Origin of the sequence: Rufibacter roseus (assembly GCF_001647285.1) — a bacterium.
GTDB classification, from domain to species: Bacteria; Bacteroidota; Bacteroidia; order Cytophagales; family Hymenobacteraceae; genus Nibribacter; species Nibribacter roseus.
In genome coordinates this window covers 439888-463572 of the sequence record NZ_LRML01000001.1, presented here as the reverse complement: position 1 = coordinate 463572, position 23685 = coordinate 439888, and the positions used below count along the sequence as shown (strand labels likewise).

At 46.9% G+C, this 23685-nt stretch carries 22 protein-coding genes; 4 read left to right on the top strand and 18 right to left on the bottom strand.

The features are described 5' to 3' along the window. Nucleotide 1: 1 nt before the first annotated feature. Nucleotides 2-2173, bottom strand: a complete 2172-nt coding sequence (locus tag A8O23_RS01540) for a bifunctional alpha,alpha-trehalose-phosphate synthase (UDP-forming)/trehalose-phosphatase (RefSeq protein ID WP_066615630.1) — start codon at nt 2171-2173, stop codon at nt 2-4. Nucleotides 2174-2449: 276 nt separating this feature from the next. Between A8O23_RS01540 and A8O23_RS01535 the strand changes: the two genes are divergently transcribed. After that, nucleotides 2450-3553: a mechanosensitive ion channel family protein gene (locus A8O23_RS01535; protein ID WP_082882838.1), complete on the top strand. Its 1104-nt coding sequence runs from the start codon at nt 2450-2452 to the stop codon at nt 3551-3553. A gap of 144 nt (nt 3554-3697) precedes the next feature. On the opposite strand, the gene A8O23_RS01530 is transcribed toward A8O23_RS01535, so the two are convergent. The 5 genes from A8O23_RS01530 to A8O23_RS01505 all read right to left on the bottom strand — a co-directional run bounded on the left by A8O23_RS01530 (nt 3698) and on the right by A8O23_RS01505 (nt 7359). Next, complete coding sequence (locus A8O23_RS01530; protein ID WP_066615628.1) at nt 3698-4921, bottom strand: RtcB family protein; 1224 nt, start codon at nt 4919-4921, stop codon at nt 3698-3700. Nucleotides 4922-5063: 142 nt separating this feature from the next. Next, nucleotides 5064-5357 carry a hypothetical protein gene (locus tag A8O23_RS01525; RefSeq protein ID WP_066615626.1) on the bottom strand — a complete coding sequence of 98 codons (294 nt, stop codon included), beginning with the start codon at nt 5355-5357 and terminating at the stop codon, nt 5064-5066. 129 nt (nt 5358-5486) lie between these two features. Continuing rightward, on the bottom strand, nt 5487-5927 hold the full coding sequence (locus A8O23_RS01520) for a hypothetical protein (protein WP_066615624.1): 441 nt from the start codon (nt 5925-5927) through the stop codon (nt 5487-5489). A gap of 320 nt (nt 5928-6247) precedes the next feature. Then, nucleotides 6248-6841 carry a thymidine kinase gene (locus A8O23_RS01510; RefSeq protein ID WP_066615620.1) on the bottom strand — a complete coding sequence of 198 codons (594 nt, stop codon included), beginning with the start codon at nt 6839-6841 and terminating at the stop codon, nt 6248-6250. Between the two features lie 197 nt (nt 6842-7038). Further along, entirely contained in the window at nt 7039-7359 is a 321-nt protein-coding gene (locus A8O23_RS01505) for a 2Fe-2S iron-sulfur cluster-binding protein (protein WP_066615618.1), read from the bottom strand. A 37-nt stretch (nt 7360-7396) separates the two neighbouring features. Here A8O23_RS01505 and A8O23_RS01500 point away from each other — a divergent pair, with 37 nt between their 5' ends. After that, complete coding sequence (locus A8O23_RS01500; RefSeq protein ID WP_066615615.1) at nt 7397-8506, top strand: hypothetical protein; 1110 nt, start codon at nt 7397-7399, stop codon at nt 8504-8506. 523 nt (nt 8507-9029) lie between these two features. On the opposite strand, the gene rodA is transcribed toward A8O23_RS01500, so the two are convergent. The 5 genes from rodA to A8O23_RS01475 are packed head-to-tail and all read right to left on the bottom strand — an operon-like array spanning nt 9030 to nt 14574. After that, the gene (rodA, locus tag A8O23_RS01495; protein WP_066615613.1) at nt 9030-10304 is read right to left on the bottom strand and encodes a rod shape-determining protein RodA; all 1275 of its coding nucleotides are present in this window, start codon (nt 10302-10304) and stop codon (nt 9030-9032) included. 10 nt (nt 10305-10314) lie between these two features. Further along, nucleotides 10315-12150 carry a penicillin-binding protein 2 gene (gene mrdA / locus A8O23_RS01490; RefSeq protein ID WP_066615612.1) on the bottom strand — a complete coding sequence of 612 codons (1836 nt, stop codon included), beginning with the start codon at nt 12148-12150 and terminating at the stop codon, nt 10315-10317. Further along, on the bottom strand, nt 12147-12671 hold the full coding sequence (locus tag A8O23_RS01485; protein WP_066615611.1) for a hypothetical protein: 525 nt from the start codon (nt 12669-12671) through the stop codon (nt 12147-12149). Before A8O23_RS01485 ends, mrdA begins: the two co-directional genes overlap by 4 nt. Next, the gene (gene mreC, locus A8O23_RS01480) at nt 12664-13530 is read right to left on the bottom strand and encodes a rod shape-determining protein MreC (RefSeq protein ID WP_066615610.1); all 867 of its coding nucleotides are present in this window, start codon (nt 13528-13530) and stop codon (nt 12664-12666) included. The genes A8O23_RS01485 and mreC overlap by 8 nt, the downstream gene beginning before the upstream one ends. A 15-nt stretch (nt 13531-13545) precedes the next feature. After that, a complete protein-coding gene (locus A8O23_RS01475; RefSeq protein WP_066615607.1) occupies nt 13546-14574 on the bottom strand; it encodes a rod shape-determining protein in 1029 nt (342 codons plus the stop codon). 604 nt (nt 14575-15178) lie between these two features. Between A8O23_RS01475 and A8O23_RS21375 the strand changes: the two genes are divergently transcribed. Then, nucleotides 15179-15379 carry a hypothetical protein gene (locus A8O23_RS21375; protein WP_153042034.1) on the top strand — a complete coding sequence of 67 codons (201 nt, stop codon included), beginning with the start codon at nt 15179-15181 and terminating at the stop codon, nt 15377-15379. A gap of 173 nt (nt 15380-15552) precedes the next feature. Here A8O23_RS21375 and purH read toward each other — a convergent pair whose 3' ends face one another. The 7 genes from purH to A8O23_RS01440 all read right to left on the bottom strand — a co-directional run bounded on the left by purH (nt 15553) and on the right by A8O23_RS01440 (nt 21426). Further along, nucleotides 15553-17082, bottom strand: a complete 1530-nt coding sequence (gene purH, locus A8O23_RS01465; protein ID WP_066615601.1) for a bifunctional phosphoribosylaminoimidazolecarboxamide formyltransferase/IMP cyclohydrolase — start codon at nt 17080-17082, stop codon at nt 15553-15555. Nucleotides 17083-17118: 36 nt separating this feature from the next. Further along, nucleotides 17119-17508, bottom strand: a complete 390-nt coding sequence (locus tag A8O23_RS01460) for a pepsin/retropepsin-like aspartic protease family protein (protein ID WP_153042033.1) — start codon at nt 17506-17508, stop codon at nt 17119-17121. Between the two features lie 12 nt (nt 17509-17520). Continuing rightward, entirely contained in the window at nt 17521-18102 is a 582-nt protein-coding gene (purN, locus tag A8O23_RS01455; protein ID WP_239693303.1) for a phosphoribosylglycinamide formyltransferase, read from the bottom strand. 333 nt (nt 18103-18435) lie between these two features. Then, nucleotides 18436-18807, bottom strand: coding sequence for a DUF488 domain-containing protein (locus tag A8O23_RS01450; protein WP_239693302.1), 372 nt, complete (start codon nt 18805-18807; stop codon nt 18436-18438). A 202-nt stretch (nt 18808-19009) separates the two neighbouring features. Then, nucleotides 19010-19846, bottom strand: coding sequence for a TIGR03915 family putative DNA repair protein (locus tag A8O23_RS01445; RefSeq protein ID WP_066615596.1), 837 nt, complete (start codon nt 19844-19846; stop codon nt 19010-19012). Between the two features lie 87 nt (nt 19847-19933). Beyond that, nucleotides 19934-20083: a hypothetical protein gene (locus tag A8O23_RS21520; protein ID WP_161486677.1), complete on the bottom strand. Its 150-nt coding sequence runs from the start codon at nt 20081-20083 to the stop codon at nt 19934-19936. 77 nt (nt 20084-20160) lie between these two features. Beyond that, nucleotides 20161-21426 (bottom strand): putative DNA modification/repair radical SAM protein, encoded by a 1266-nt coding sequence (locus A8O23_RS01440; RefSeq protein ID WP_066615594.1) that lies wholly within the window; start codon nt 21424-21426, stop codon nt 20161-20163. A gap of 182 nt (nt 21427-21608) precedes the next feature. Here A8O23_RS01440 and A8O23_RS01435 point away from each other — a divergent pair, with 182 nt between their 5' ends. Next, nucleotides 21609-23531: a BamA/TamA family outer membrane protein gene (locus A8O23_RS01435; protein WP_066615592.1), complete on the top strand. Its 1923-nt coding sequence runs from the start codon at nt 21609-21611 to the stop codon at nt 23529-23531. The last annotated feature ends 154 nt before the right edge of the window (nt 23532-23685 follow it).

Below are 23685 nucleotides of genomic sequence, written 5' to 3'. Positions count from 1 at the left end.
TCTAACAAAGAGACTTGAGCAGTTTGCGAACTTCTTTGGAGTTATCTAGGCTGAAGCGGGCAAGTGAACGTTCACTGCCTACTTTGATGGTGAAAGCATCTTCGGGCATAACCCGGAACATGTCTTCGTCGGTACGGTCGTCGCCAATGCAGAGGATAAAATCGTGCGGATGTCTTTCCATCCATTTGGTACTGCCAATGCCTTTATTTATTTCAATGTTCTTTACCTCCACAATTTTGTCGCCTTCCATTACCTGCAGGTTGATGTTAGAGGCCATGAACATGAGGTAGTTGCTGAGTTCACGGGCACGCAGCTCGGCCAGGGTACGGTCTACTTTGCGGTAGTGCCACACCAATGAGTAATCTTTTTCCTCAACAAAGGAACCCGGGGTTCGGCTTACGTGCAGCTCCATAACGGGGCGCACTTCTTCTTTCCAGCTGTCAGACAAGTTCTGAGACATCTCCCACTCACCGTTTCGCTCTTTAAACCAAACGCCATGTTCGGCAATAAAATCAACCGATAAATGACCCAGCCACTTTTGCAGGGTGTTCCGGTCGCGGCCGCTCACAATTACCACTCTGTTTTTGGGGTCACTGATCAGGCACTCTAACGTAGAAAGCAGCTCTGCATCGGGAAAGGCTTTGGTAGGATCTTTGGTAAAAGAGGTAAGCGTGCCATCATAATCTAAAAACAGCATACGCTGGTTCGCCTGCCGAAAACTGTTCACCAGCAAATTGCTTTCTTCTTGAGACAGGTATTCGGTGGCCATGGAGAGTTGCTTCATTTTAATAAATTCTAATCGGTTCATGAAAATTTTCACCCAGTGGTGAATATTGTAGCGCCGCACAATGTCCTGCATGTGGTCCATGCGCAGCATTTGTTCTTCCTCAGACATAAGTAGTGACGTGCGGATGGCTTGCACCATTTGCCCCAGGTCATTAGGGTTGATGAGCACCGCATCTGCCAGTTCACGTGAGGCGCCGGCCATTTCACTTAAAATCAAAACGCCTTTTTTATCTAGCTTGCTGGCTATATACTCTTTGCAAACTAAATTCATGCCGTCACGCATTGGGGTCACCAAGGCAATATCAGCGATAGAGTACATGGCCGAGAGATCTTCTAGCGGGAACGAGCGGTAAAAATACTGAATGGGGTTCCAAGTGATGGTACGGTAGGAGCTGTTGATGCGGCCCACTAATTCATCTATGGTTTCCTTGAGTTCTTTGTACTGCTCCACCTGATCACGTGAGGGAACCACTACCATAGAGAGGGTAACCCTTCCATGGAACTCTGGATTCTCTTTCAGAAACAGCTCATAGGCCAGTAACCGCTGCGGAATTCCTTTAGAATAGTCTAAGCGGTCTATAGACAAAATAATTTTTTGCTCAGGTAAAGCGTGGCGGTATTCTTCTTTTTTAGCAATGGTACCTTCTGAGGCTGCCATAGAGGCATATTTTTCATAGTCAATGCCCATCGGGAAGGCATCTACCATGATACTGCGGAACCCGTTGTCAATTACACCCTGAGATGAGTTCAAACCTACGATTCGGCTTACGGCGCTGAGGAAGTGGCGGGCATCATCATAGGTATGGAAACCGATCAGGTCAGAGCCCAGCATTCCTTTCAATATCTGCTCTCGCCATGGCAGAAGCCGGAACACCTCATAAGAAGGGAACGGGATGTGCTGGAAAAATCCGATGCTGCTGTCAGGTAGCTCCTTTCTAATCAACGAGGGCAGCAGCAGCAGTTGGTAGTCGTGCACCCAAATGGTGTCGCCGGGCTCGGCGTTCTCCATTACGGCTTTGCAGAATTTGAAGTTTACGCTTTCATACGCCTCCCAGAATTCGCTTTCGTAAATGGCGTACTGAGTAAAATAGTGAAAAGTTGGCCACAGGGTCTCGTTGCTGAAGCCTTCATAAAAATCTCTGATTTCAGCCTCGGTCAAAAAAACTGGCCTCATGCTTTGGTTAGACAGGTCTTTGCGCACTTGCTGCTGCTCAGCTTCGTCATCAAAATAAGTGCCTGGCCAGCCAATCCAGATGTTATCGCCTTCTTTGTAAATAGAGCCTAGTCCGGTGGCTAACCCTCCCTCGCTTGTCTCGTATGCTAACCCTTCTTCGGTACGCTGTACTTTAATGGGAAGTCGGTTAGATATGATAATGGTTTTGGGCATTGTTTTTTCGGAATAGTATGTTTAAAAAAAAATTGGATTTTAAATATTGAGATGCTTCCTTAGAACTCAAAGATTCTACTGGACCAGCGCTTAGCTGATTTCATCTCAGTTGTTTCAATATCTGATTATTTACTCAAAAATGACAGTTTAGGTTGGTAAATATTAGATAAGTTATATATTAAAATGTTTACCCTATCCTGTGCCTTTGCGTTGCAGGAAACATTTAATGGGTGACACAAGTAGTCTAAAACTTGCGTTTGCTTTTTTTCAAGAATAATGATTGAGAAAATAACAGAGTTAGTACAAGAGAATTTTCCGTTGGTTTTACAGGGTTTTGGGGTTGTCATTGGGGCCTTGCTCTTTGGAACAGTTTTGAAGTGGCTGCTTTTCAAGTTTTTAACACTATATAGCAACCGCTTTCCTGCTCCGTTGGTTAAGTCTATCATCAAACACCTGAGCCGCCCGCTTTCCAATTTCTTGCCTCTTTTGATTTTATCTACGGTGCTACCGTTAATACCATTATCTCCCAGACCTTTTGAGGTATTGCGCCGTATTGTGGAAATTTCACTTACTTCCTCCTTTGCTTGGCTGCTGGTAGGTTGGGTTTACGTGGCACAAAGCAGAATCCGCCAGAAATACCAACTAGACAAGGCAGACAACTTAAGAGAGCGAAAACTGTTCACTCAGTTGCAGTTCATAAAGAGGTTGGTCATCATCTTCATTGTGTTCTTTACCGTTGCTCTAATTTTAATGAGCTTCCCGACGGTACGTAAAATTGGAACTGGTTTGATTACCTCAGCGGGTATTCTAGGGGTTATAGTGGGTTTTGCGGCGCAAAGGTCATTAGCTAACCTGTTGGCTGGCTTCCAGATTGCGTTCACCCAACCCATCAGAATTGACGATGTGCTGGTGGTAGAAAACGAATGGGGCCGGGTGGAAGAAATCACCTTAACATATGTGGTACTGCGCATCTGGGACCAGCGCCGCCTGGTACTGCCCCTGAACTATTTTATTGAAAAGCCTTTCCAGAACTGGTCCCGCACCACCACTGAGCTCTTAGGTACGGTATTTATCTATTTGGATTATACCGCTCCGCTGGAAGAACTGCGCCAGGAGTTAAATCGTATACTGCCAGAAACTAAACTATGGGACGGCCGCGTGGGCATATTGCAGGTAACTGAGTCAAAAGAGCGCACCTTGGAAATAAGGATTCTGGTCAGTGCCACCGATTCTGGCAACGCCTATGACCTCCGCTGCTGGGTTCGGGAAAAGCTTATTACTTTTGTGCAGCAAAACTACCCGCACTGTCTGCCAGTTACCCGCACTGTTGGCTCCGGCGAAAGCGGCAGGTCTCCCTTTGTTCCAATGGACTCAATTTAGTTAATGGTTATTCGATGATCATTTTTGGCCTATTTTCTGGAAAGCAGGCCAAAAATGATCTTTTATAGAGTGGTTAGTGAATTTTGTTTGTCCGTCAAATTATATTTCGAATAACGAACAACAAGTAACGAGCAACGATAAAAGCTACTCCTTATACGGGTCATACACATCATCTCCGGCCATAGCTACACCCAATGGCTTTAGAGTATGCAGCACCCGGATAGTATTGCCTTGGTATTTTAGCACGTCTTCCAGTTTCTTGTAGGCTTCGGGGGCTTCATCGGCGCCGGCTCCGCGCAGTTCAATGCCTTTGGCTTTCATGCGGGCTTGAACGGCGTCAAAATCAACAATGCCTGGTTTTACCACCGTTTTACGTTTTACGCCCTTAGCGTCTCGTATCCATTTTGTTTTTCCGGCTGCGGCTCGGCGGCTCAACACTCTTCCAGCACCATGTACGGTAGAATACAGCCCCAGCACCGATAGCTCGCTTTCCACGCCTTCAATAATGACGGAGTTATCAAACATGTTTGCTCCAATAAAGCCTTTCTGCCCAGGGAAAGCAGGAGTGCAGCCCTTGCGCACAACCCAGTAATCCTCGCCTTGGTGCCGCTCAAACCATGCAAAGTTGTGGTGGTTGTGTACGGTTTCTGTGGCCTGGGCGCCTAAAATCTCCAGCACGTAGTCTACTACCACATCGCGCCCGGCGTAGGCGTATTCACCTGCCAAGGCCATGGCAGCAATGTAATCTTGACCTATTTCAGAATTGATATCGAACAAAATGGGTGGGCCATCCATAGCGCTTTCTTTGGCTTTGTCAGTGAAACCCAGCCCCTGTGAAAGCGAAATAAAGCCCGAAGCGGTTTTATGCCCGAAGCCCCTTGATCCGAAATGCACGCCAATCCAGAGATAGCCTTCTTCGTCTTCAAACAAATCAATGAAATGGTTGCCGCTGCCTACGGTGCCTAGTTGCTCCGCAGCTAGTTTTCTTAATTCCCGTTGGGGTTTGAATTCAGCCTTGGCGATATGGTCTATAACCGGATGGTCTACCCGCTTAGGATTTGGCCTGCCTACCCCGAAGCCGATGTTCTTCACGATCTGGTCCATGACGCGGGCAATTTTCACGTCTTGCGCCAGCACATTGGTACGCACTGCTTTGTTTCCGCAGCCAATATCAAACCCCACCCCCGACAGCGACACATGTTTCTTGTACGCCACCGCCCCGCCAATTGGGTGGTTATAACCGTAGTGGGCATCGGCGGTGAGCACACCAATGTCTTCTTCTGACACGCAACGTTTTATCTGGTCGATAGCGCTTTGGTCAATAATCTCTTCGCCAAAAATGGTGATGTTGTTTTCTACAGTAGCCATGGCAGCGTTGGTGGTTGGTAGCTTTTGCTATACGGAAAATGCTTTGCCGTTTCCGGCATGTTTTTGAAAAAAGGGCCTAAAAACAGAAAGGAGAGAAGCGTGTAGCCTCTCTCCTTTTCGTCTTCATGCCAATGAAAGGAAATTAAGGACGGCTGCCGCCTTCTTTCTCTCCTTCGTGGCCTTTTACTTTTACTACTTTGTTGTACAAGCCAAGCAGCAAAAATGGTGCTGGCCACTGACCCACGAACAAAGCTTCTTCGTCTTTCTTCATGATTTTCAAAGTAGCTGATACGGCCATTGAGCCTAAAGCTGCCCATAAGAACAGGTCTGAAGGCAATTTGGCGGTATACTCCTCAATGGTTCTGGCCACTGGCCCTTCTTTATGTTCTGGGTTGGCGTTGTCTGCTTTGTTTTTTAAATCTTGTGCTGTTGCCATAGTTTTATACGTTTTAAGTTTATGTGATATAAACTATGAAAACGTAATTGTGTTTCTATGGTTTACAAAAATGCAAGAAAGGTAACAAGCTGTGCTCTGCTATAACCCTAATCAGATTGCCGCTAGCACTTAATGAATTGTAAAATATCTGTCTTTTACTTTTCTCAATTCATGAGTTTGCTTCACAGTAACTGAATCACCTTCTACCGCAAAATAAGCAACTACAACAGTGAGCCGCTTTGCTTTTTTAACATCTTGAATATGAAAATAATAGGGCTTGGTTGAAACAGCTTGAGGTTGGCTTTTCTTATCAGGTAGATGTGGAACGACCTCCTTAATCCTCACCCCATTTTTCTGAAATTGGGATTTAAACTCAATGATAAGCCTATCTTCTAAATAAGCTGGAGCATAGCATTCAAAGGCGTATCCATCACCCTGCACTATGGGTTCAGCCTTGCTTTTAGCTGTTATTGGAATAAACTCATGGTTTGAAACCAGACAGCTTGAACAAATAAGCAGCATGATAGCTGAAACAAGGGCTTTGAAACTTATTATGTCATCCTTTCTCATGCTTAATTTTGATAGGCCGCTAGTTCTTTCCGTTTTTGCTCACTTTCCCAAAAACAGCTCTAAAACAGTGCTTATAACGCCTTCAAGAGAAAGTAAAGTCCAAAGCCAATTCCCATCAACCCAGCAGAAATAAGTTGCACGTTTCCATAAGAAAACCGATACCTGCTCTTCTTGTCTTTGTCTGAGAACCACATGACAAAAGACATCAGACCTATCAGAAAGAGGATTAGCCCTTCAAGTAAGCTTTCCCAATCTATTTCCACAACAATGAAGCTATAGATGCCCTATGCTAAAATCCATTCAATACTACTGACTCAGAACTAAATTTTCCCTTTCATGCCTTCCACAAAGCAATGGCGGCAGCGGGCTTCGTAACTATCGGTTTCGCCCAGCAAAACTTTCTCTTTGGAGACGGCGTTGCGGTAAGAATAAGAGGCAATTTCGCCGCATTGTACGCAAACGGCGTGTACTTTGGTCACGTACTCGGCCACACTCAGGAGCGCAGGCATAGGACCGAAAGGTTTACCCTGAAAGTCCATGTCTAGGCCAGCCACAATCACGCGCACGCCATTGTTGGCCAGTTGCACACACACCTCGGTAATGGCATCGTCGAAAAACTGGGCCTCGTCTACGCCTAACACATCGCAGCCACTGCCCAAGAGCAGCATGTCGTTGGCAAACTGAACGGGGGTGGATCGGATGGCGGTGGCATTGTGGGAGACCACGTCTTCGTCATGGTAACGGGTATCTATGGCGGGCTTGAAAATCTCTACGCGCTGTTTGGCAATTTTGGCTCGGTTAAGCCTCCTAATTAATTCCTCTGTTTTGCCGGAGAACATAGATCCGCAAATCACTTCTATCCAACCGCGCTTTTGGGCCTGCTGACGGTTTCCTACCCGGGGCTCTATGAACATATTTAATGAGTGAATGTGTGATTGAGTGAATGTGTGAATGCTTTTCAGCCAGAACACACCACTAAGATACTTGGCTCTGGCGCTTCTCTAATGCACAACTTTTCCACAAAGTTATTCTTCCCGCTGTTTATCAGAGACATATAATATTTCCACCTCAAAGTCCGCTTCCATATTCACTCAATCACTCATTCAATCCTTCACCCATTATAACTCAGGTGCGGAAGCTTTGTTTGATCAGGTACCCGACCTACCACAGGTCCTGTCATCTGGGCCTGACAGATAAGTCGCTCGTTTGGTTTAAGCCTTCCGTTATTCCGAAACCGTAGCTCAGCAGCAGTATCCGGCGCCAGATTCTCCTGACCTTGCAGCACAATAATTCTGCAGGTTGTGCAGCGGCCCTTGGCGCCGCAGGCGTGCATCCAGTCTTGGCCTACGGCTTGCAGCGCCGCTAAAATAGATTGACCGGCCTCTACATTTACCTTTAAATCTCCCAGATTCCGCACGGTTAATTCAGGCATTATTCTTTATATTTACGGGCTTATGCTTCGCTTCCAGATGAAAGACAAATATAATCAAACTAAACTTGGGCAGTACAGCCAAGAGCTGGCCCAGCGCCTTAGCCAAGACCACTATCTCCAACACGAGACGGTCACTGCCCAGCAATTGATTTCTTTTACCCCTGTAAAACAGGTGAACTTGTACATGATCCGAGAGTTGCTCACGCTCTGGAACCATGAAATGGCTAACCTGCGCAGCCCGTACTTTGATTTTGAACACCCTGAGGTAAAAGATGCTTTGGTACAGTTCATGAACGTGCTTTCTCGGAAAATCTCTATCAGGCGTCCTCATTTTGAGCCCTTGCTCCTGAAGGCAATTCAAGATACGTTCAGAGCAACTCTTGACCCCGTAGCGGTGTTTGAGGAGAAGTTTCTGCGGCTTGATGAGCTTTCTGTTGCCAAACTGCATGAAACCCTGAAATACCAGGACATTGACAAAGACTTATACCGCCGCTTCCTGGATACCCTTTCTGATGATAGCCTTGAGCGCACCAGTATTACCTCCCGTTTAGAGCAATTTTTACAACTAAACGAGCAAGAGCGCACCAGCCTGGAAGAATTGGTTTCTAGATTCAATGAGCTACAGCCTGTTACAGCGGCAGAGCTTTTACCTCAACCTACGGTTATTGCCCCTGCCCCCGCAGAACCCACTCCGGCTCCGGCTCTGGCTACTCCTCCTGTTACCCCGCCGGCTACGTACGGATCTAACGGATCTGCCGTTTCCAGTACTGAATCTGCTCCTTTCTTCAGACCAGTGATTTCAAATGAACCAAAGCTGAATGAGCGTTTTCAGACGGAGCAAAAACCAACCTTGAATGAGCGGTTAAAACAACCCGCCAACGCCTCTCTCGCTGACCGTCAGCAAGACCAGAAAATAGGCTCGCTGCGTGATGCCATCTCTATTAACCAACGCTTCTCTTTCATAAATGAGTTATTTGACGGCGATAACATGTCTTATCACGAAGCCATCAAAACGTTAGACACTTTTGACAGTGCTGACGCGGCCAAGAACTACCTGTTGCAAGAGGTGGGCAGCAAGTATAACTGGGCTCGTAAGGAAGACCACGTGCAAAAGCTCACCAAGCTTATTGAAAGAAAATACGCATAACCTGTTTTTGACCTGATTTTCAGAAAACATAGCAAAAACGCAGCCTTTGTAGAAAGGGCTGGCGTTTTTGTTATTCAGCAGAAGCAAACTCAACTCCTCTGAGGAAGAGAATTTTGCTACCTAGTAGAGGCTAATGCTAAAAGCCGGCTTATTAAGTTATAAAATGAAATTTACAGGCGAGGCAATATCAGCGCATACTCAAAGACCTAGCAGTGTCTTGCAGACCTGCTAATGTCTGTATCTTTAGCAGTGGTTATGCTCCAACTCTACTTCTGAAAAATTCTGCTTAAGTTTAATAGTTTGGAGATGCGTTACGTGCTTGCACCAAGGCTGAAATTAGCTCTTGTCGCTACAAAGGTACTTTTACTTCTACGTAGGCTAATGGCGCAGACACTAGCAGGTCTGGAAGACACTGCTAGGTCATTTGATCATGCTTCTTTACATTTTAGACCTACTTTTCAAAAACAACCCTAAAACGCCTGTCACTGATTCCTGTTTACTAATAACTGTTAACTGAAAGCCCCTACCGTCTCAAATCTAGTTTGCGGTGCGCATCAATTGCCAGTAAAATAAAGAGCAAAATGGTGAAAGACCAGAGAGAGGAGCCGCCATAACTAAAGAAAGGCAACGGAATTCCCACAACCGGGGCCAGACCAATGGTCATGCCTATGTTCACCAGAAAATGGAAGAAGATAATAGAGGCCACGCAATACCCGTACGTACGCCCGAAAACTGACCGTTGCCGCTCCGCTATGAAAACAATTCGGAGCAAAAGCCCTACAAACAGAGAAATCAGAATCAAACTGCCAATCCAACCGTGCTCCTCCCCTACAGTACAGAAAATAAAGTCGGTACTTTGTTCCGGAACGAAGTTGAATTTTGTTTGAGTACCCTCCAGAAAGCCCTTGCCCTGGAAGCCTCCAGAACCAATAGCAATCTTAGACTGCCGCACGTTCCAGCCAACCCCCTGCGGGTCAATTTCTGGGTCTACCAATACTTTGATTCGGTTCTGTTGGTGCGTTTGAAGCACTTCTTCAATGAAATAATTCACACTGAAAATCATGGCCACTATCACGGCCCATACTCCTATGAAGCTAAACAAGTAGCGTTTTACTTTATAAAAGTTAAACCACAGGTAAGCCCCCATGAGCACTGTAAAAATACCCGTGAGGTACCACTGCGGAATTATAAGGGTCAGAATAAATATAGCCACACCAGCAGCACCTATAATCAGAATCAGCGGCGACATACCTTCTCTGAAGAAAGCCAATGTAAAAGCGGCAAATACCAAGGCAGAACCAGTTTCATTCTGAAGAATGATAATGGCCGGCGGCAACAACGTAAGGGCGGCAAGTTTCGCCTGGTCTTTCCAGTTCTGCTGCTGTAAATTTATACTGCTCATGAACTTAGACACCGCCAGAGCCGTGGCAAACTTGGCAAACTCTGCGGGCTGTAACCGTATGGTTTCTGTAATCACTAACCAAGAACGGGACCCTTTTATGGGTGAGGCCAACAGCAATGTGCCTAGCAGCACCAGAATCACAAACCAGTAAATGACATAGGCTAGAGAATCATAGGCCTTGTAGTCAATCACAAACAGAATAACGATAATGATGCCGGAGGTGCCTATCCAGAACAGCTGTTTGCCAGAATTCAATGAAAAGTCAAACATACTTTTCACTTCCTCAGGGTTGTAGACAGCGGCGTAAATATTAATCCACCCAATAGTGACCATTAACGCGTAAATGCCAATGGTAATCCAGTCTATGTTGCGGGTAATGTTAAACGTGTTGCGCATTATGTAATAACTAGTTTCCCCACTTGTAGAATGCCCCACTGATCATATCTGCCTCCCAGCGCTTGCGGTTGGCGGTGGTAATAGTATCGGTAAGATATTTTTCAACAATTAAACTAGCCATAGGCGCCGCGGCAATGGCCCCGCTACCAGCATTCTCTACGTACACGGCAATGGCTATCTTAGGGTCGTCCTTCGGGGCGAAGGCAATAAACACCGAGTGGTCTTTACCATGCGGGTTCTGCACCGTACCGGTTTTCCCGGCCAACACTACTCCAATATGATTAAGTCTGGCATAACGAGCAGTACCGCTCTCCACCACGCGCTGCATGCCCTCTACAACTGGCGGAAAATGTTTGGGATCTACTGATGTATAGTGCTTCACCGAATATTCTGGCAGTGGTTTGCCTTTCTCACCCACAGATCTGACAATGTGCGGCGTGTAATAAAACCCGCGGTTGGCCAGAATAGCAGCAAAGTTCGCCATTTGCAGCGGCGTTACCCCTGTCTCTCCCTGGCCTATACTAACAGAATAAATAGTTGGGAACTTCCAACCGTTGGCGCCATATATTTTATCATAGAAAGCTGCATTGGGCATCAACCCTCTCTTTTCGTTAGGCAAGTCAATTCCCAACTGTGAGGCAAAACCAAAGCTTTTGATATGGTTGTTCCAGATATCCAAACCTAGCTTAGCATCTTGGTACACATTCCGTGACCGTCCTTTGTTTACCACAGACCGGAATACTTGATAGAAATAAGGGTTGCAAGACTGTTCTATGGCAATACCAAGGTTAGACGGATGCGCGTGGCGGTGCGAACATTTAACCAATGACCAGTTGCACGGATAGCCGGTGTTGGGGGTAAGAGTTCCCTCCTGCATAGCAATGAGCGCCTGCGCCAATTTAAAGATAGAGCCCGGCGGGTAGGTGGCCATTAGTGGGCGGTTGAACAGCGGCTTTACTGGGTCGTTCAGCAGTTTCATGTAATTGTTACCCAACTCCTTACCAGTTAGCAATGATGGGTCATAATACGGAGCAGACACCAGCGTCAGAACTTCACCGGTTTTAGGCTCTATGGCCACAATACTGCCCACTTTCCCTTCCATCATTTTCTCCGCGTACTTCTGCAGCTCTAAGTCAATTGTGCTTACCAAGTTCTGCCCAGCCACCGAAAGGGTATCATAAGCTCCATCTTTGAAAGCTCCTTTCTCTATGCCGTTTACATTCACCATTCTGAACTTCACGCCGCGCTTGCCCATGAGGAACTTCTCATACTGGCGCTCTAAACCACTTACTCCTAAGTAGTCACCCTGGCGATAACCTCGATAAGAGGTGTCTTCCAGCTGGCGGGGGCTTATCTCACCAATATAACCCAGAGCATGTGATAAACTTTGGTGCGGATAGCCCCGAACCGTACGGGCATTGATGTAAAACCCCGGAAAATCAACCAGGTTATCTTGAATAGCGGCAAACTCATGGTTTGTGAGACGCTGCAGAAAAGGAGATGATTTTACGTAGGAGTAGGTTTTGGCCGCTTTGATTTTCTCGCGGTACTCTTCCAGGGTAATGTCTACCAAACGGCAGAACTTGAGGGTGTCAATCTCCCGCGCCTCTTTGGGCACCACCATCAGGTCATACACCGGAGTGTTTTCCACCAGCAACTTACCGTCGCGGTCATACACCAACCCCCGAAAAGGGTATTGTATAATCCGACGCATGGCATTGTTTTCAGCAGCGGTTTTATAGCTGTCGTCTAATACCTGTATAAAGAAAAGTTTAATCAGATAAACCGCACCAATAGCTATGAAAATTGCCTGGATAACGTATTTGCGGTCTTCTAAGTACTTCATCTAAAACCTCTTGCCCTCTTTTCAAAAAATAACATTTGCAGAATCACCAGCACAGTTCCGGTGAACAGGGTACTGGCAATTATCTTGGCCAACGTAAAACCAATCAATTTAAATCCATTGAGCTCCAGAAAAAATAGCGTGAAGTGGTGCGCAAACAGCAATACAACGCTATAGGTCAGGTACCAACGCCAACCCATAGAAGGTAGCGCAGGGGTGTCGGTCACTTCATAGCCATCGCGGGGGGTGAGTATTTTAAGCATAGATGGCCGCAAATAGGCTACCAACACAGTAGCGGCAGCATGCACCCCGGCAGTATCATAAAACAAGTCTATGGTAATGCCTGAGATAAAGCCCAGAACCAGCAGCAGGATCTTATCAATGTCAATAGGCAGAAACAGAATAAACCCCACGTATACAAAGCAAAAACCAGTTTGCCAGAGCACCAGGTTACGCATGAGCAAAACCTGCAGGCTCATGAGCAGCACAAACTGTACAAGATGGACAAACCGGAAACTATTCATCTTCTTCTGTTATGCCGGAGGCTACTTTAAGTGAATCCAGCTCTGCCTGATTTTTGTTTTCTACCACGTACACGTAGGCGAGCTTTTCAAAATCAACGGCTAGTTGAACAGTAATGGTGAAGAAACTCTTGTCTAGCTCCCGGCGCACATCTATTACTCGACCTACCATGATGCCTTGCGGATATATGCCCCCAAACCCAGACGTAACCACCGTGTCTCCCTTCATCACTTTCTCACTTAGCGTAATATAGTGCAGACTAGCCGTGCTGGGGTTGCGGGTGTCCCATTTAATGGTACCAAAGGTGTTATTGCGCTTCAACTGTACAGACACCAGAGTCTGCGAATGCAGCAAGGAGGTAACGGTGGCGTAATTTCTGGAGACGGCTTTCACCCTGCCCACAACACCATCAGAGGTAATCACCCCCATACCGGGTTGCACTCCGTCTTGGGTACCAATATTGAGCGTTAAGTGGTTATTCAATCGCCTCACAGAATTATTGATGACACGCGCCGGCCTGTAGGTGTACACCATGGCCGGCAATGAGTCGGTGGCAATGAAAGTAGAATCCATTACCGAACCCAAGGTATCATCTAACTGCCGGCGCTGAAACTGGGTTAGCTGCGCCCGCAACTGGGCGTTTTCCTGAGCCAAAGACCGGTTAACAGAGTTAAGGTTAAAATAATCCTCTACTTCGTTTTGGAACTCCAGCACCCGCCCCACATAGTAGTTAGAAGACTGGTAAAAGGCGGCATTGTGGTAGTTGTTGCTTCGGTAGAGCAAGTACAAAGACAAACCCTCTAGCAGCAGGAACACCAGAAAAGCCCTTATCCGGAAGATAAAAATAAAAAGTTTCCGCATGGGCGCTCGCCTTTACTAGCTCAATAGCACATTTCGGAAACCTTCAATATTTTTCACCGCCGCACCGGTACCCCGCACCACGGCTCTCAATGGGTCTTCGGCAATATGAATGGGCAATTTTGTTTTGGCAGCCAACCGTTTGTCAAGCCCTCTAAGCAAGGCACCTCCACCAATCAGGTGAATTCCGTTATCATAGATATCGGCAGACAATTCTGGCGGGGCAATTTCCAGGGCTTTCAGAACAGCCTCTTCAATTTTAGACACTGATTTATCAAGAGCAATGGCAATTTCCTGATAAGTTACTTTGATCACCTTCGGGATTCCGGTCATCAAGTCACGGCCACGGATTTCAAAGTCAGCAGGAGGGTTGTCAAGTTCAGTCAGCACCGCCCCTACCTCAATTTTGATTTTTTCCGCGGAACGCTCACCAATCAGCAGGTTGTGCTGGCGGCGCATGTGGTCCAGAATATCTTTGTTAAAAACATCTCCCGCCACGCGGATAGATTGGTCGCAGACAATTCCTGAAAGAGCGATTACGGCAATTTCTGTTGTACCACCCCCTATGTCTACCACCATGGTACCCACGGGTTGCTCTACGTCAATGCCAATACCAATGGCTGCGGCCATTGGCTCCTGAATCATCCATACCTCACGGGCATCGGCGTGCTCGGCAGAGTCTTTTACCGCACGCTTCTCCACCTCGGTAATACCCGACGGAATACAAATAACCATGCGATAAGATGGCTGAAACAAACGTTTCTTTCCCTTGTCTATCATCTTGATCATGCCCCTGATCATTTGCTCGGCCGCGGTAAAGTCAGCGATCACACCATCTTTTAAAGGACGGATGGTCTTAATGTTCTCGTGGGTTTTCTCGTGCATCTGCATGGCCTCACGCCCTACGGCTAATACTTTATTCGTAGTGCGGTCAATGGCAATGATGGAGGGCTCGTCTACAACTATTTTATCGTTATGAATGATAAGGGTATTGGCTGTACCCAAATCAATCGCAATATCGGCAGTGAAAAAATTGAATAATCCCATTGGGTATCTTTATTGCACTCTGCTGAGCGAGTACTATATTATTGAAAAATAAATTCTTTACAAGGTACTACTTCCTCGCAAAATTAAGTATTTCCCGCTAATAATTTCTGTTGACGCAAAAGCAGTTCTGTTTTTAAGCTATTTTTCTGAAAGTAAGTTAAAAACAGCAAGCATCAGCAGTGTCTATCATTGATGTTTGCAACAAGTTTTCATTCTGCATATACCCCAGCAACGTCATACATTTTTGACACTCCCACTTTAAAGGGGCGAAGGGGATGTTTACACAGGAGTCCATGCATTTCTAATCCTACTCTTTTGTGGTCATCCTGAGCGCAGCCGAAGGATCTAACGAAGACGCTGTCCTTCTAACAGAATTATCACTCCCACCCCCGCTTTACCGCCTGCCGTTGTTGCGTGTTCTCACGGACAACCTCTACGGCTTTTGCTCTCACAACCGCTGCTCACTCACCTCTAGCTGCTTCTCATTCTGCTTAGGTTTGTCACTTTTCTCCTTGATGAGAAAAGTAACCAAAAGAATCAAGAAGCCCCTGACTCGCTGCCGCTCAGACAAAAGGGGCTTCATTAAATTTACCACCTGGCCAGCGTGCGAAGTTCCATAGCAAAGGCGGCTACTGCTGACTTGAACCTGCATTACTTGCTCCCGCTAAGCGCCTGCGTGCCCTTGGCACTGCGTTGCCCGCTCCCGCAGGATGGGCTAAGGAAAGTGTGGTCTTTAATTACTTCTTTTGACTCAGGACTCGCGACTCAAGACTCAGAACTCATTCAGGAGGGATGGGTACAATAGGTAAACCTCCGCTTCACTTCCTGCTCAGAGAACTTGTTTCATCCTCAGATTTGATGAGCACATCAGGCTAACGCCAAACTCGTTTTTAAGCTGTTTTTCTAAAAACAAGCTTAAAACAGAAGCCCCAGCCACACGAGGCGGCTGGGGCTTATAGTAATCAATATAGGTGAGAATTAGTGTTTGAAGTGACGCACTCCGGTCATAACCATGGCCATGTTACGGGCGTTGCAAGCGTCAATTGAATCTTGGTCCTTAATTGATCCACCAGGCTGTACCACAGCGGTAATTCCAGCTTCAGCGGCTATTTCCACACAATCTGGGAACGGGAAGAAAGCATCAGAAGCCATTACTGAACCTTGTAGATTGAACCCAAAGCTTTTGGCCTTCTCAATAGCTTGACGCAAAGCATCTACTCTTGACGTCTGCCCTACTCCACTGGCCAACAATTGATTGCCCTTGGCCAAAACAATGGTGTTAGACTTGGTGTGCTTGCAGACTTTTAAGGCAAATTCCAATCCTTCCACCTCTTCTTGGCTTGGAGCACGGTCGGTAACCGTTTTAAAATCAGCTGCGGTTTCAGTGGCAGCGTCTTTATCTTGCTCAATTACACCGTTCAACAACGTTTTGAACAGCTTGTTTGGCAACTGAAAAGGCTTTTGGCGAAGCAAAATTCGGTTTTTCTTGCCTTTCAGCAAGTCAAGAGCATCTTGATCATACGCTGGGGCTATCAGAACTTCAAAAAATAGTTTGTTCAGTTCTTCGGCGGTAGCCAAATCAACGGTTTTGTTGGTGATGATTACTCCACCAAACGCTGATACTGGGTCGCAGGCCAGTGCATTCAGGTAGGCTTGGTTCAGAGAATCAGCTACGGCTACTCCGCAGGCATTGGTGTGCTTTAAAATGGCCACGGCTGGTTGCTCAGAGAATTCTTCCATGAGCAATACGGCGGCGTCAACATCTACCAGGTTGTTGTAAGACAACTCTTTGCCATTCAGTTTATCAAACAGCTCTTCTAAATTGCCGTAGAACGTGCCGTTTTGGTGTGGGTTCTCGCCGTAGCGCAGCGTCTGGCTTTGGCGCTCACTTTGTTTAAATGCCGGGGCTAACTCCTGCTCTTGGCTTAGATAACGGAAGATGTGGGTATCATAATGTGAGGAAACGTCAAAGGCCTTGGCTGCAAAACGTTTACGGTCGGTCAGGTCAGTGCTACCTTCTTTGGCCTGAAGCAGTTCCACCACCTCACCGTATTGTTCACGCGAAGACACAATCAACACATCCTGAAAGTTCTTTGCTGCAGCACGAATAAGAGAAATACCTCCAATGTCTATTTTCTCGATAGTATCCTCCTCTGAGGCTCCGGCGGCCACTGTCTCCTCAAAAGGATAAAGGTCCACAATCACCAGATCAATGGCCGGAATTTCAAATTGCTGTACCTCCTGCTGGTCTTGCTCGTGGTTTCGACGATGCAAAATCCCCCCGAAAATTTTAGGGTGCAGGGTTTTTACGCGCCCCCCGAAAATAGAGGGATAGTCTGTCACCTTGTCAACGGCCACTACGTCAGCACCAAGGCCCTCAAGAAAGGTTTGAGTACCGCCGGTGGAGTAAAAGGTGACGCCTTGCTTCTGCAACTCACGTACCAGCGGCTCCAAACCGTCTTTGTAGTACACCGAGATAAGGGCAGATTTTATTTTAACAGAATTCATATGGGTTAAGAATGATTGGGTTCTAAAAATTCAAAGCTACTTCCTCCAAACCTCAAGCCGCTTCAGGTCCAGGTAATACACATTCTCGTGGATGAAGTCAAAATTGAGCGCGCCATCGTACAGTATTTCCTTCATCCGCACAGGAGCCACATAGGTCTTATTAGATACTACCACCAAAGGCACCTTCGGCAATTCTTCCTCTCCTGCAGTATCCGTTGTTTTAACACCCGCCACTTCCTGAGACACAATGGTTTCACCTCCACCGGTGTCACAAAGAAAACGGCAAGGCTTTCCTTGACTCTCAACATGTATAGCTTTTAGGTTAGCTACGTAAACTTCCAGTGGAATTTTGGCCTGAGAAAAAACCCGCAGGTGACACGTCAGCAGCAATAAGAGCAGAAGAAAAGGCCGTGTCAGTCGCTTCATCTTGGTGTTGGCTTAGGCAGCCGGTGTTTTAGAACTGTTTTTCTCAGACAGCAGGAGTTCTTCCACCACTCTGGGAAGGTGCCGGTGCTCCAGGGTCAACACCCGTGCCGAAAGCGTTTCACAGGTGTCATTGGGCTCAACGGGGCAACGTTCCTGGTAAATAGGCGCACCTTCATCATAATGCTCGTTCACGTAGTGAATGGTAATACCTGTCTCGGCCTCCTTCGCATCTATTACCGCTTGGTGCACGTGCTGCCCGTGCATGCCCTTGCCCCCGAACTTGGGCAACAAAGATGGGTGTATGTTGATGATTTTATCAGGGAAGGCTTGTACAAAACTAGCGGGCAAGAGCCACAGAAAACCAGCCAGCACAATCAAATCAGGTTTATACGGCAACAGCAGTTCCAGCACTTTCCCCTCGCGGAGCATGGGCCGGTCAAACACTGCGGTAGGCACACCAAACTTTTGGGCACGCTGCAGGGCAAAGGCTTCTGGGTTGTTAGAGAAAAGCGCCACCACCTGTATGTGCGGATGGTGCTCAAACTGCTCCAGCAGACGCTGGGCATTGCTTCCGGAGCCGGAAGCAAAAATCACAATATTCTTTTTATTTGAAGAGGTACCCAAAACTGCCGGTGCGTCAATGGAAGAGCAAATATACTGTTTTTGGCCTCATTTCTGAAAAGGAGGTCAAAAACGTTTTTAGTTATTGTCTGCCCATTACTTTATGCGGTGTTTTATCTTTTTTAGAGCCTCTTTTGTGGCTGTTGGAATAGACGAGGTAAGTTCTGCTTTGCATGCGTGGCCAAGTACGCTGAGGTAAAAGGATGCTCTGAAGCGGCTCCTTCTTTCATGATGTGCTGCACCTGCCACCCCTGCTCTTTCAAAACATCTGAAATATTGGCGCGGTGACAACGCCACCAAACAGCTTCAACACATATAGGCAACACGTTTCACTTCCGCCAGCTCTTTTAATTTGGTCAAAGCATTTTTGAACTCCATTGTCTCAGAGTAATCTGCATACCCTCTAAACGATTCGCTTTTCCAGACAGTGTTTTTTGAATCTGGTTTTGGTTTTCTGCGGCCGCCCAATTCCAGTGCCGGCCTGTAGGCAATTCCAACTTCTTCTAATGCCGTTTGCAGCGCTTTTACATTGTACTGAGGGTATTTCTTTGACCCCGGATAGCGCCGCACATCCACCAAAACCTCAATCTGAAATGAAAGAAGAGCGGCCAAGAAATCTTCCATGGGGTGAGTTGAATGCCCCACTGTCCAGATAGTTTGTGGTGTAGTTTCCGCCATTTGATAATCCTTTGCCAATAATACCACAGATTACCATTTGAGGTTTGCAGACACGCCACTCTTCATCCTTGGCTTAGCACTTGCAGATTAGAAGAGGTAGTTAAATATCCCTAGCAATGGCAGACTCTGCGGGAAATTGTCACAGCAAAAAAAGAATGTTTTTCAGCTCGTTTTTGAAAAAGAGGCCAAAACTAGAAATTCTCTACCCACCTAACCGGAACTGGTGCCCTGGTACTTGTTTGTTTTGAATGGGCTGGTGAGTTTGCAGACGGGGCTGCTTTTCAGTGAGGTATTTCCAGTAGCGTTTGGGCATGTGCCGCTGGTGCAATTTTTTGTTTTTACGCTCGGGTATGTTCACGTGGTCAAAATAGGCCTGCCACAGTTGCTGATACAAAGGCTCTACTTCAGTTAAAATTTCCTGGGATAACTGTCCTTTCCGGAGGCCTTGTGGCGCATTTTCTAATGATACCAACTGCACTTGCTCTTTGTCATGATAGGCACCGTACTGGCGTCGCACATCGTAAATGAGCCAGGGCTGGTCAGCGTAGCGCTTTTCAAAATGAGGAATGACCAGAGGCAGCACATTGAAATCTGGACTGATGGGAGCAACGTACAAACCATCTTGGGTGCGCTGAAAACGAATGAATGCTTCCATGCGGTGGGCTTCCCGAAACATTTGTTTGCCTACTTGCGCCATTTTCTGCACACATGGCTCAGCAAAGTTCTCTTCTATTCCCTCTTGCTTTGATGTAAATACAAGCTGTACAAACTGGAAAATTAGCATCTCAAACCCTGGCTGCTCCCAGAGATAAGCCTTGTACACGTTTTCCCAAGCAGACTTAGAAAGTTTCTTTCCTAAACCTTGCCACACCCGCGTGGCTTTAGCTTCGTCTGTTGGTATGTAATAATGCTGGGCAAAGAGACCTGCAGGTGCTTCTCCTTCTTTTCCTATCTGGCTAGGCCAAGCTTTTCGTTCAAATACCTCAAACACAACGGTCAATAAACCTTCAAAAGATCCGTCGTAAGTGTAAAAATGCATTTGAGCAGGTAAATTTCAAGAAACACAGAAAAGTTAGATAGCAGAGCCTACCTTCCACTTCTGTAAAGCTTCGTCTAACGTTTAAACTTAAGAGGCGATGCGGATATTGGACATGCGGGGCTGCATAGCTGCTGCCTGGCGCTGAGCCGACAATTGACGAAGGTAAGGCACCAACGTACTCAATTTGCAACGGAAAGAAACCGGAGCGACAGTTTGGCGGCTAGTTACATTTTTCATAGTGGTAAAGGTTTGAGTATGAATAAAAACGATTCTTTTTCTAAATGGTTTAGTACTGTATTTCAGATTCCGGCTGTTCAGCCAGCCTGCTGAAACAAATCGAGCTGGCTGCCCCACAAACTGGCGCGGCCACCCTTTTCGCCGAAAAGAATTCTTCTCCGGATAGCTTCTTCGTCCCATTCTCTCGTCTCCAAACTGCGTCCCCCGCAGGTAACAAAGTATTTGGCCCGTTTCAGCACCACTCCTATCTGGCGCAAATGCTCCCAGGTTAAGTGGGCAAAGCGGCGAGCCGCCACTATTTTCTTAGCTGATTTCAAGCCAATGCCCGGCACCCGGACAATCATTTCATAATCAGCGGTATTGATTTCAAGAGGAAACACTTGACGATTGCGCAAGGCCCACGCCAATTTTGGATCTACCTGCAGATCCAGGTGCGGCTGTTGCTCGTCTAGAAGTTCGTTTACTTTGAAACCGTACAGGCGTACCAACCAGTCGGCCTGGTACAAACGGTTCTCTCTAATGATAGGCGGTGTGCTGATCAGCGGTAAACGGGAATCAGTGGTTACGGTCACATAGCCTGAGTAATACACACGCTTTAACTCGTAATTCTGATAAAGGCCGCTGGCCAAGGTTAGAATTTGACGGTCGTTTTCGCCGGAGGCACCCACAATTAATTGTGTGCTCTGACCAGCCGGGGCAAAGGCAGGAGTAGATTTAAACAATTTCTTCTCCTCTTTCACCTGTACCAGCTGATCTTTTATATTGCCCATTGGCGTGAGCACGTCTTTGAAATTCTTTTCAGGAGCCAAGGTCTGCAGGCTCTGCTCAGAAGGCAGTTCAATGTTTACACTCAGCCTGTCGGCATACAATCCGGCTTCTTTTATCAGTTCCTCACTGGCGCCCGGTATAGTTTTCAGGTGTATATAGCCGTTGAACTTGTGCTCCTGGCGCAGTTTCTTGGCCACACGCACTAACCGTTCCATGGTATAGTCTGCATTCTTGAAAATGCCAGAGCTCAGAAACAACCCTTCAATGTAGTTGCGGCGGTAAAAGTTTATGGTCAGGTCTACCACTTCTTGCACCGTGAAAGCTGCCCGCTTTACATCGTTGCTCTTGCGTGACACGCAGTAGGCGCAGTCAAATATGCAGAAGTTGGTGAGCAGAATCTTCAGCAGTGAAACGCAACGGCCGTCTTCCGTATAGCTGTGGCAAATACCCATTCCTTCGGCGTTGCCTAAACCTTTGTTCTCGTTTTTGCGCTTACCTCCGCTAGAAGAGCAAGAGACATCATACTTAGCAGAATCGGCTAGTATACTTAGCTTTTCTAGTAAAGGAGTGGACATCTGCTATGCTAATTTTAGTTCTGAATGCGTTAGCAAGGTAGTAAGTATCTGGCTTAAAAACTAATATTTTTAGTATATTTTAATTCAAGCAGGCATCTTAAAGACTAATTTTAATAGCATTAGCACTGGCTTATATTTTAGTATCAGAATTTTGCCGTATTTGTAGGGACGGAGCATAGGGCATGACAGCAGCAAACGCATATAAAGAGCATATTGGGCGATTTCTTCTTCCGCCCCTGCTGGGGCTATTGCTCTGCTTCTGCTCTTTTGTAGCGGTGGCACAGACTGAACCGCCCACTACTCACCCAGCCCAAATTAAACCACCAGCTGATACCCTTGCCCGTGACACCACCGACCCAAAGAAGTTTCTTCAAACCCTAAGACGGATAAGCCAGAAGAAAACTATTTTCGGTAGATTGGTCAGGGAACTGATCATATTTAAGCCCAGAACAACGGGTGGTCCTTTAGACACCGAAATATTACCGCAAGACCATGAGCAGCATAATTATAAAGTAGTCAGAAAAATATATTACAAGCGGCTGGAGCCTTTCGGGTACTCCATGAACGACACCTCAAAAGTGCCTAATGACCCGTGGGAGAACTTGGGGAACGCGCTGCACATGCGTACCAAGAAAGGCAGAATCAGCAATACGCTTTTGTTTAAAGAAGGCGAATTACTAGAGCCTTTGGCTTTGTCAGAGTCAGAGCGCCTTTTGCGGCAGACCGACTATATTCTTGATGCCCGCATTCTTGTCAATGACTCCACTTCCACCCGCGACAGCATAGACATTGTGATCATTACCAGAGATGTGTTCAGCATCAGCGGGTCAGGTTCGGCAAGTACCTCGGGCACCCGCCTGTCATTACGCGACATTAATTTCATGGGCGTGGGTCACCAGATTAGAACTACTTATCGCTTTGGCTTGAATGAACCTCAACCCTGGCAGTTTCAGGGAAGTTACTTTATTGAGAACATTTCAAGAAGTTACATTTCAGCAGAAGTGGTGTACCATAACACCTACTATTACAAGCAAGAGAGTATTGGTTTCCGGCGCGATTTCTTCTCTACCAACACCAAATATGCTGGTGGCGCCACGGCTGGTTGGTACCAGACCTTACAACCTAACTATTATGTAGACGGGCCTCCTGAGCCAGGAGAGGAAATGACGTTTACCCCATTAGACTATAATATACAGGACATTTGGGTGGGCAGGGCCTTCGGCATGAAATCATATGATTTAGCGGCTGACAATCCCAGCCGACTGATTGCCGCGGGGCGCTTCATGAATGTAAAGTACACACAGGGCACCAGTCTGCCTACCATACAGAGCGCGCGGTTGTACTTGGCTGGCTTTGGGCACAGCTTCCGGCGCTATTATAAAGACCAATACCTGTTCGGGTTTGGGCGAACGGAGGATATTCCGGCCGGAAACCTTTTAGCCGTTACCGCCGGCTATGAAGATGGCTCACAGAAGAACAGGCTGTATTTAGGGGCAAAGGGCGCCTTTGGGAAGTACCGCCCTAACTTTGGCTATCTCTACGGCGGTCTGGAGTATGGCAGCTACCGATACAAAGATGCATGGGAACAGGGTGTGCTAACCGCAGAGGGTCTTTACTTCACGCCCCTGTATCGCTTTGGAAACTGGCGCTGGCGTCAGTTTCTCTGGAACAGAACCACTTTGGGGCTTACCCGCCCCGATTTATTTGCCCTGAACATTGACAACGACCAAGGAATAAGAGGCTTCAGTTCAGGCTCCATACGGGGTTACCGTAAGTTTGTGTTGAATTATGAAACCAACTTCTTCACCCCGCTTACCCTGTTTGGCTTCCGGCTGGCCCTCATAGGCTTTGCAGACATTGCCTGGATCACGGATAGGCCAAACGGCTCTCCCTTCAAGACAAAACCGTACCAAGGCTACGGGGCAGGCCTACGGTTCCGGAACGAATACCTGCCGTTCAACACCATACAAGTGCTTTTAGGGTATTACCCGCGGGTACCGCACCTGAATAACCTACAGGATCTTAAACTGTTCCAGACGGGTAGACAGTATTATGATTTCAATGATCTGCGGTTTACTCAACCACTGGTAACTGAGTTCAGATAAGCCACTGTTTGTTTTTGATCTGATTTTCAGAAAAGAGGTCGAAAACAGACTGGACCGATCAACTTGGTAACTGCACCTGCATTTCCTGGCGCAACTGCAAAAGACCTGCTACTGCAAATTACTGAAATAACTGCTAATCTATTGGTTAAAATTA

Coding starts and splice junctions, on each gene's coding strand:
- A8O23_RS01540 (WP_066615630.1), bottom strand. CDS start 2,173: ATGCCCAAAACCATTATCATATCTAACCGACTTCCCATTAAAGTACAG.
- A8O23_RS01535 (WP_082882838.1), top strand. CDS start 2,450: ATGATTGAGAAAATAACAGAGTTAGTACAAGAGAATTTTCCGTTGGTT.
- A8O23_RS01530 (WP_066615628.1), bottom strand. CDS start 4,921: ATGGCTACTGTAGAAAACAACATCACCATTTTTGGCGAAGAGATTATT.
- A8O23_RS01525 (WP_066615626.1), bottom strand. CDS start 5,357: ATGGCAACAGCACAAGATTTAAAAAACAAAGCAGACAACGCCAACCCA.
- A8O23_RS01520 (WP_066615624.1), bottom strand. CDS start 5,927: ATGAGAAAGGATGACATAATAAGTTTCAAAGCCCTTGTTTCAGCTATC.
- A8O23_RS01510 (WP_066615620.1), bottom strand. CDS start 6,841: ATGTTCATAGAGCCCCGGGTAGGAAACCGTCAGCAGGCCCAAAAGCGC.
- A8O23_RS01505 (WP_066615618.1), bottom strand. CDS start 7,359: ATGCCTGAATTAACCGTGCGGAATCTGGGAGATTTAAAGGTAAATGTA.
- A8O23_RS01500 (WP_066615615.1), top strand. CDS start 7,397: ATGAAAGACAAATATAATCAAACTAAACTTGGGCAGTACAGCCAAGAG.
- rodA (WP_066615613.1), bottom strand. CDS start 10,304: ATGCGCAACACGTTTAACATTACCCGCAACATAGACTGGATTACCATT.
- mrdA (WP_066615612.1), bottom strand. CDS start 12,150: ATGAAGTACTTAGAAGACCGCAAATACGTTATCCAGGCAATTTTCATA.
- A8O23_RS01485 (WP_066615611.1), bottom strand. CDS start 12,671: ATGAATAGTTTCCGGTTTGTCCATCTTGTACAGTTTGTGCTGCTCATG.
- mreC (WP_066615610.1), bottom strand. CDS start 13,530: ATGCGGAAACTTTTTATTTTTATCTTCCGGATAAGGGCTTTTCTGGTG.
- A8O23_RS01475 (WP_066615607.1), bottom strand. CDS start 14,574: ATGGGATTATTCAATTTTTTCACTGCCGATATTGCGATTGATTTGGGT.
- purH (WP_066615601.1), bottom strand. CDS start 17,082: ATGAATTCTGTTAAAATAAAATCTGCCCTTATCTCGGTGTACTACAAA.
- A8O23_RS01460 (WP_153042033.1), bottom strand. CDS start 17,508: ATGAAGCGACTGACACGGCCTTTTCTTCTGCTCTTATTGCTGCTGACG.
- A8O23_RS01450 (WP_239693302.1), bottom strand. CDS start 18,807: ATGGCGGAAACTACACCACAAACTATCTGGACAGTGGGGCATTCAACT.
- A8O23_RS01445 (WP_066615596.1), bottom strand. CDS start 19,846: ATGCATTTTTACACTTACGACGGATCTTTTGAAGGTTTATTGACCGTT.
- A8O23_RS21520 (WP_161486677.1), bottom strand. CDS start 20,083: ATGAAAAATGTAACTAGCCGCCAAACTGTCGCTCCGGTTTCTTTCCGT.
- A8O23_RS01440 (WP_066615594.1), bottom strand. CDS start 21,426: ATGTCCACTCCTTTACTAGAAAAGCTAAGTATACTAGCCGATTCTGCT.
- A8O23_RS01435 (WP_066615592.1), top strand. CDS start 21,609: ATGACAGCAGCAAACGCATATAAAGAGCATATTGGGCGATTTCTTCTT.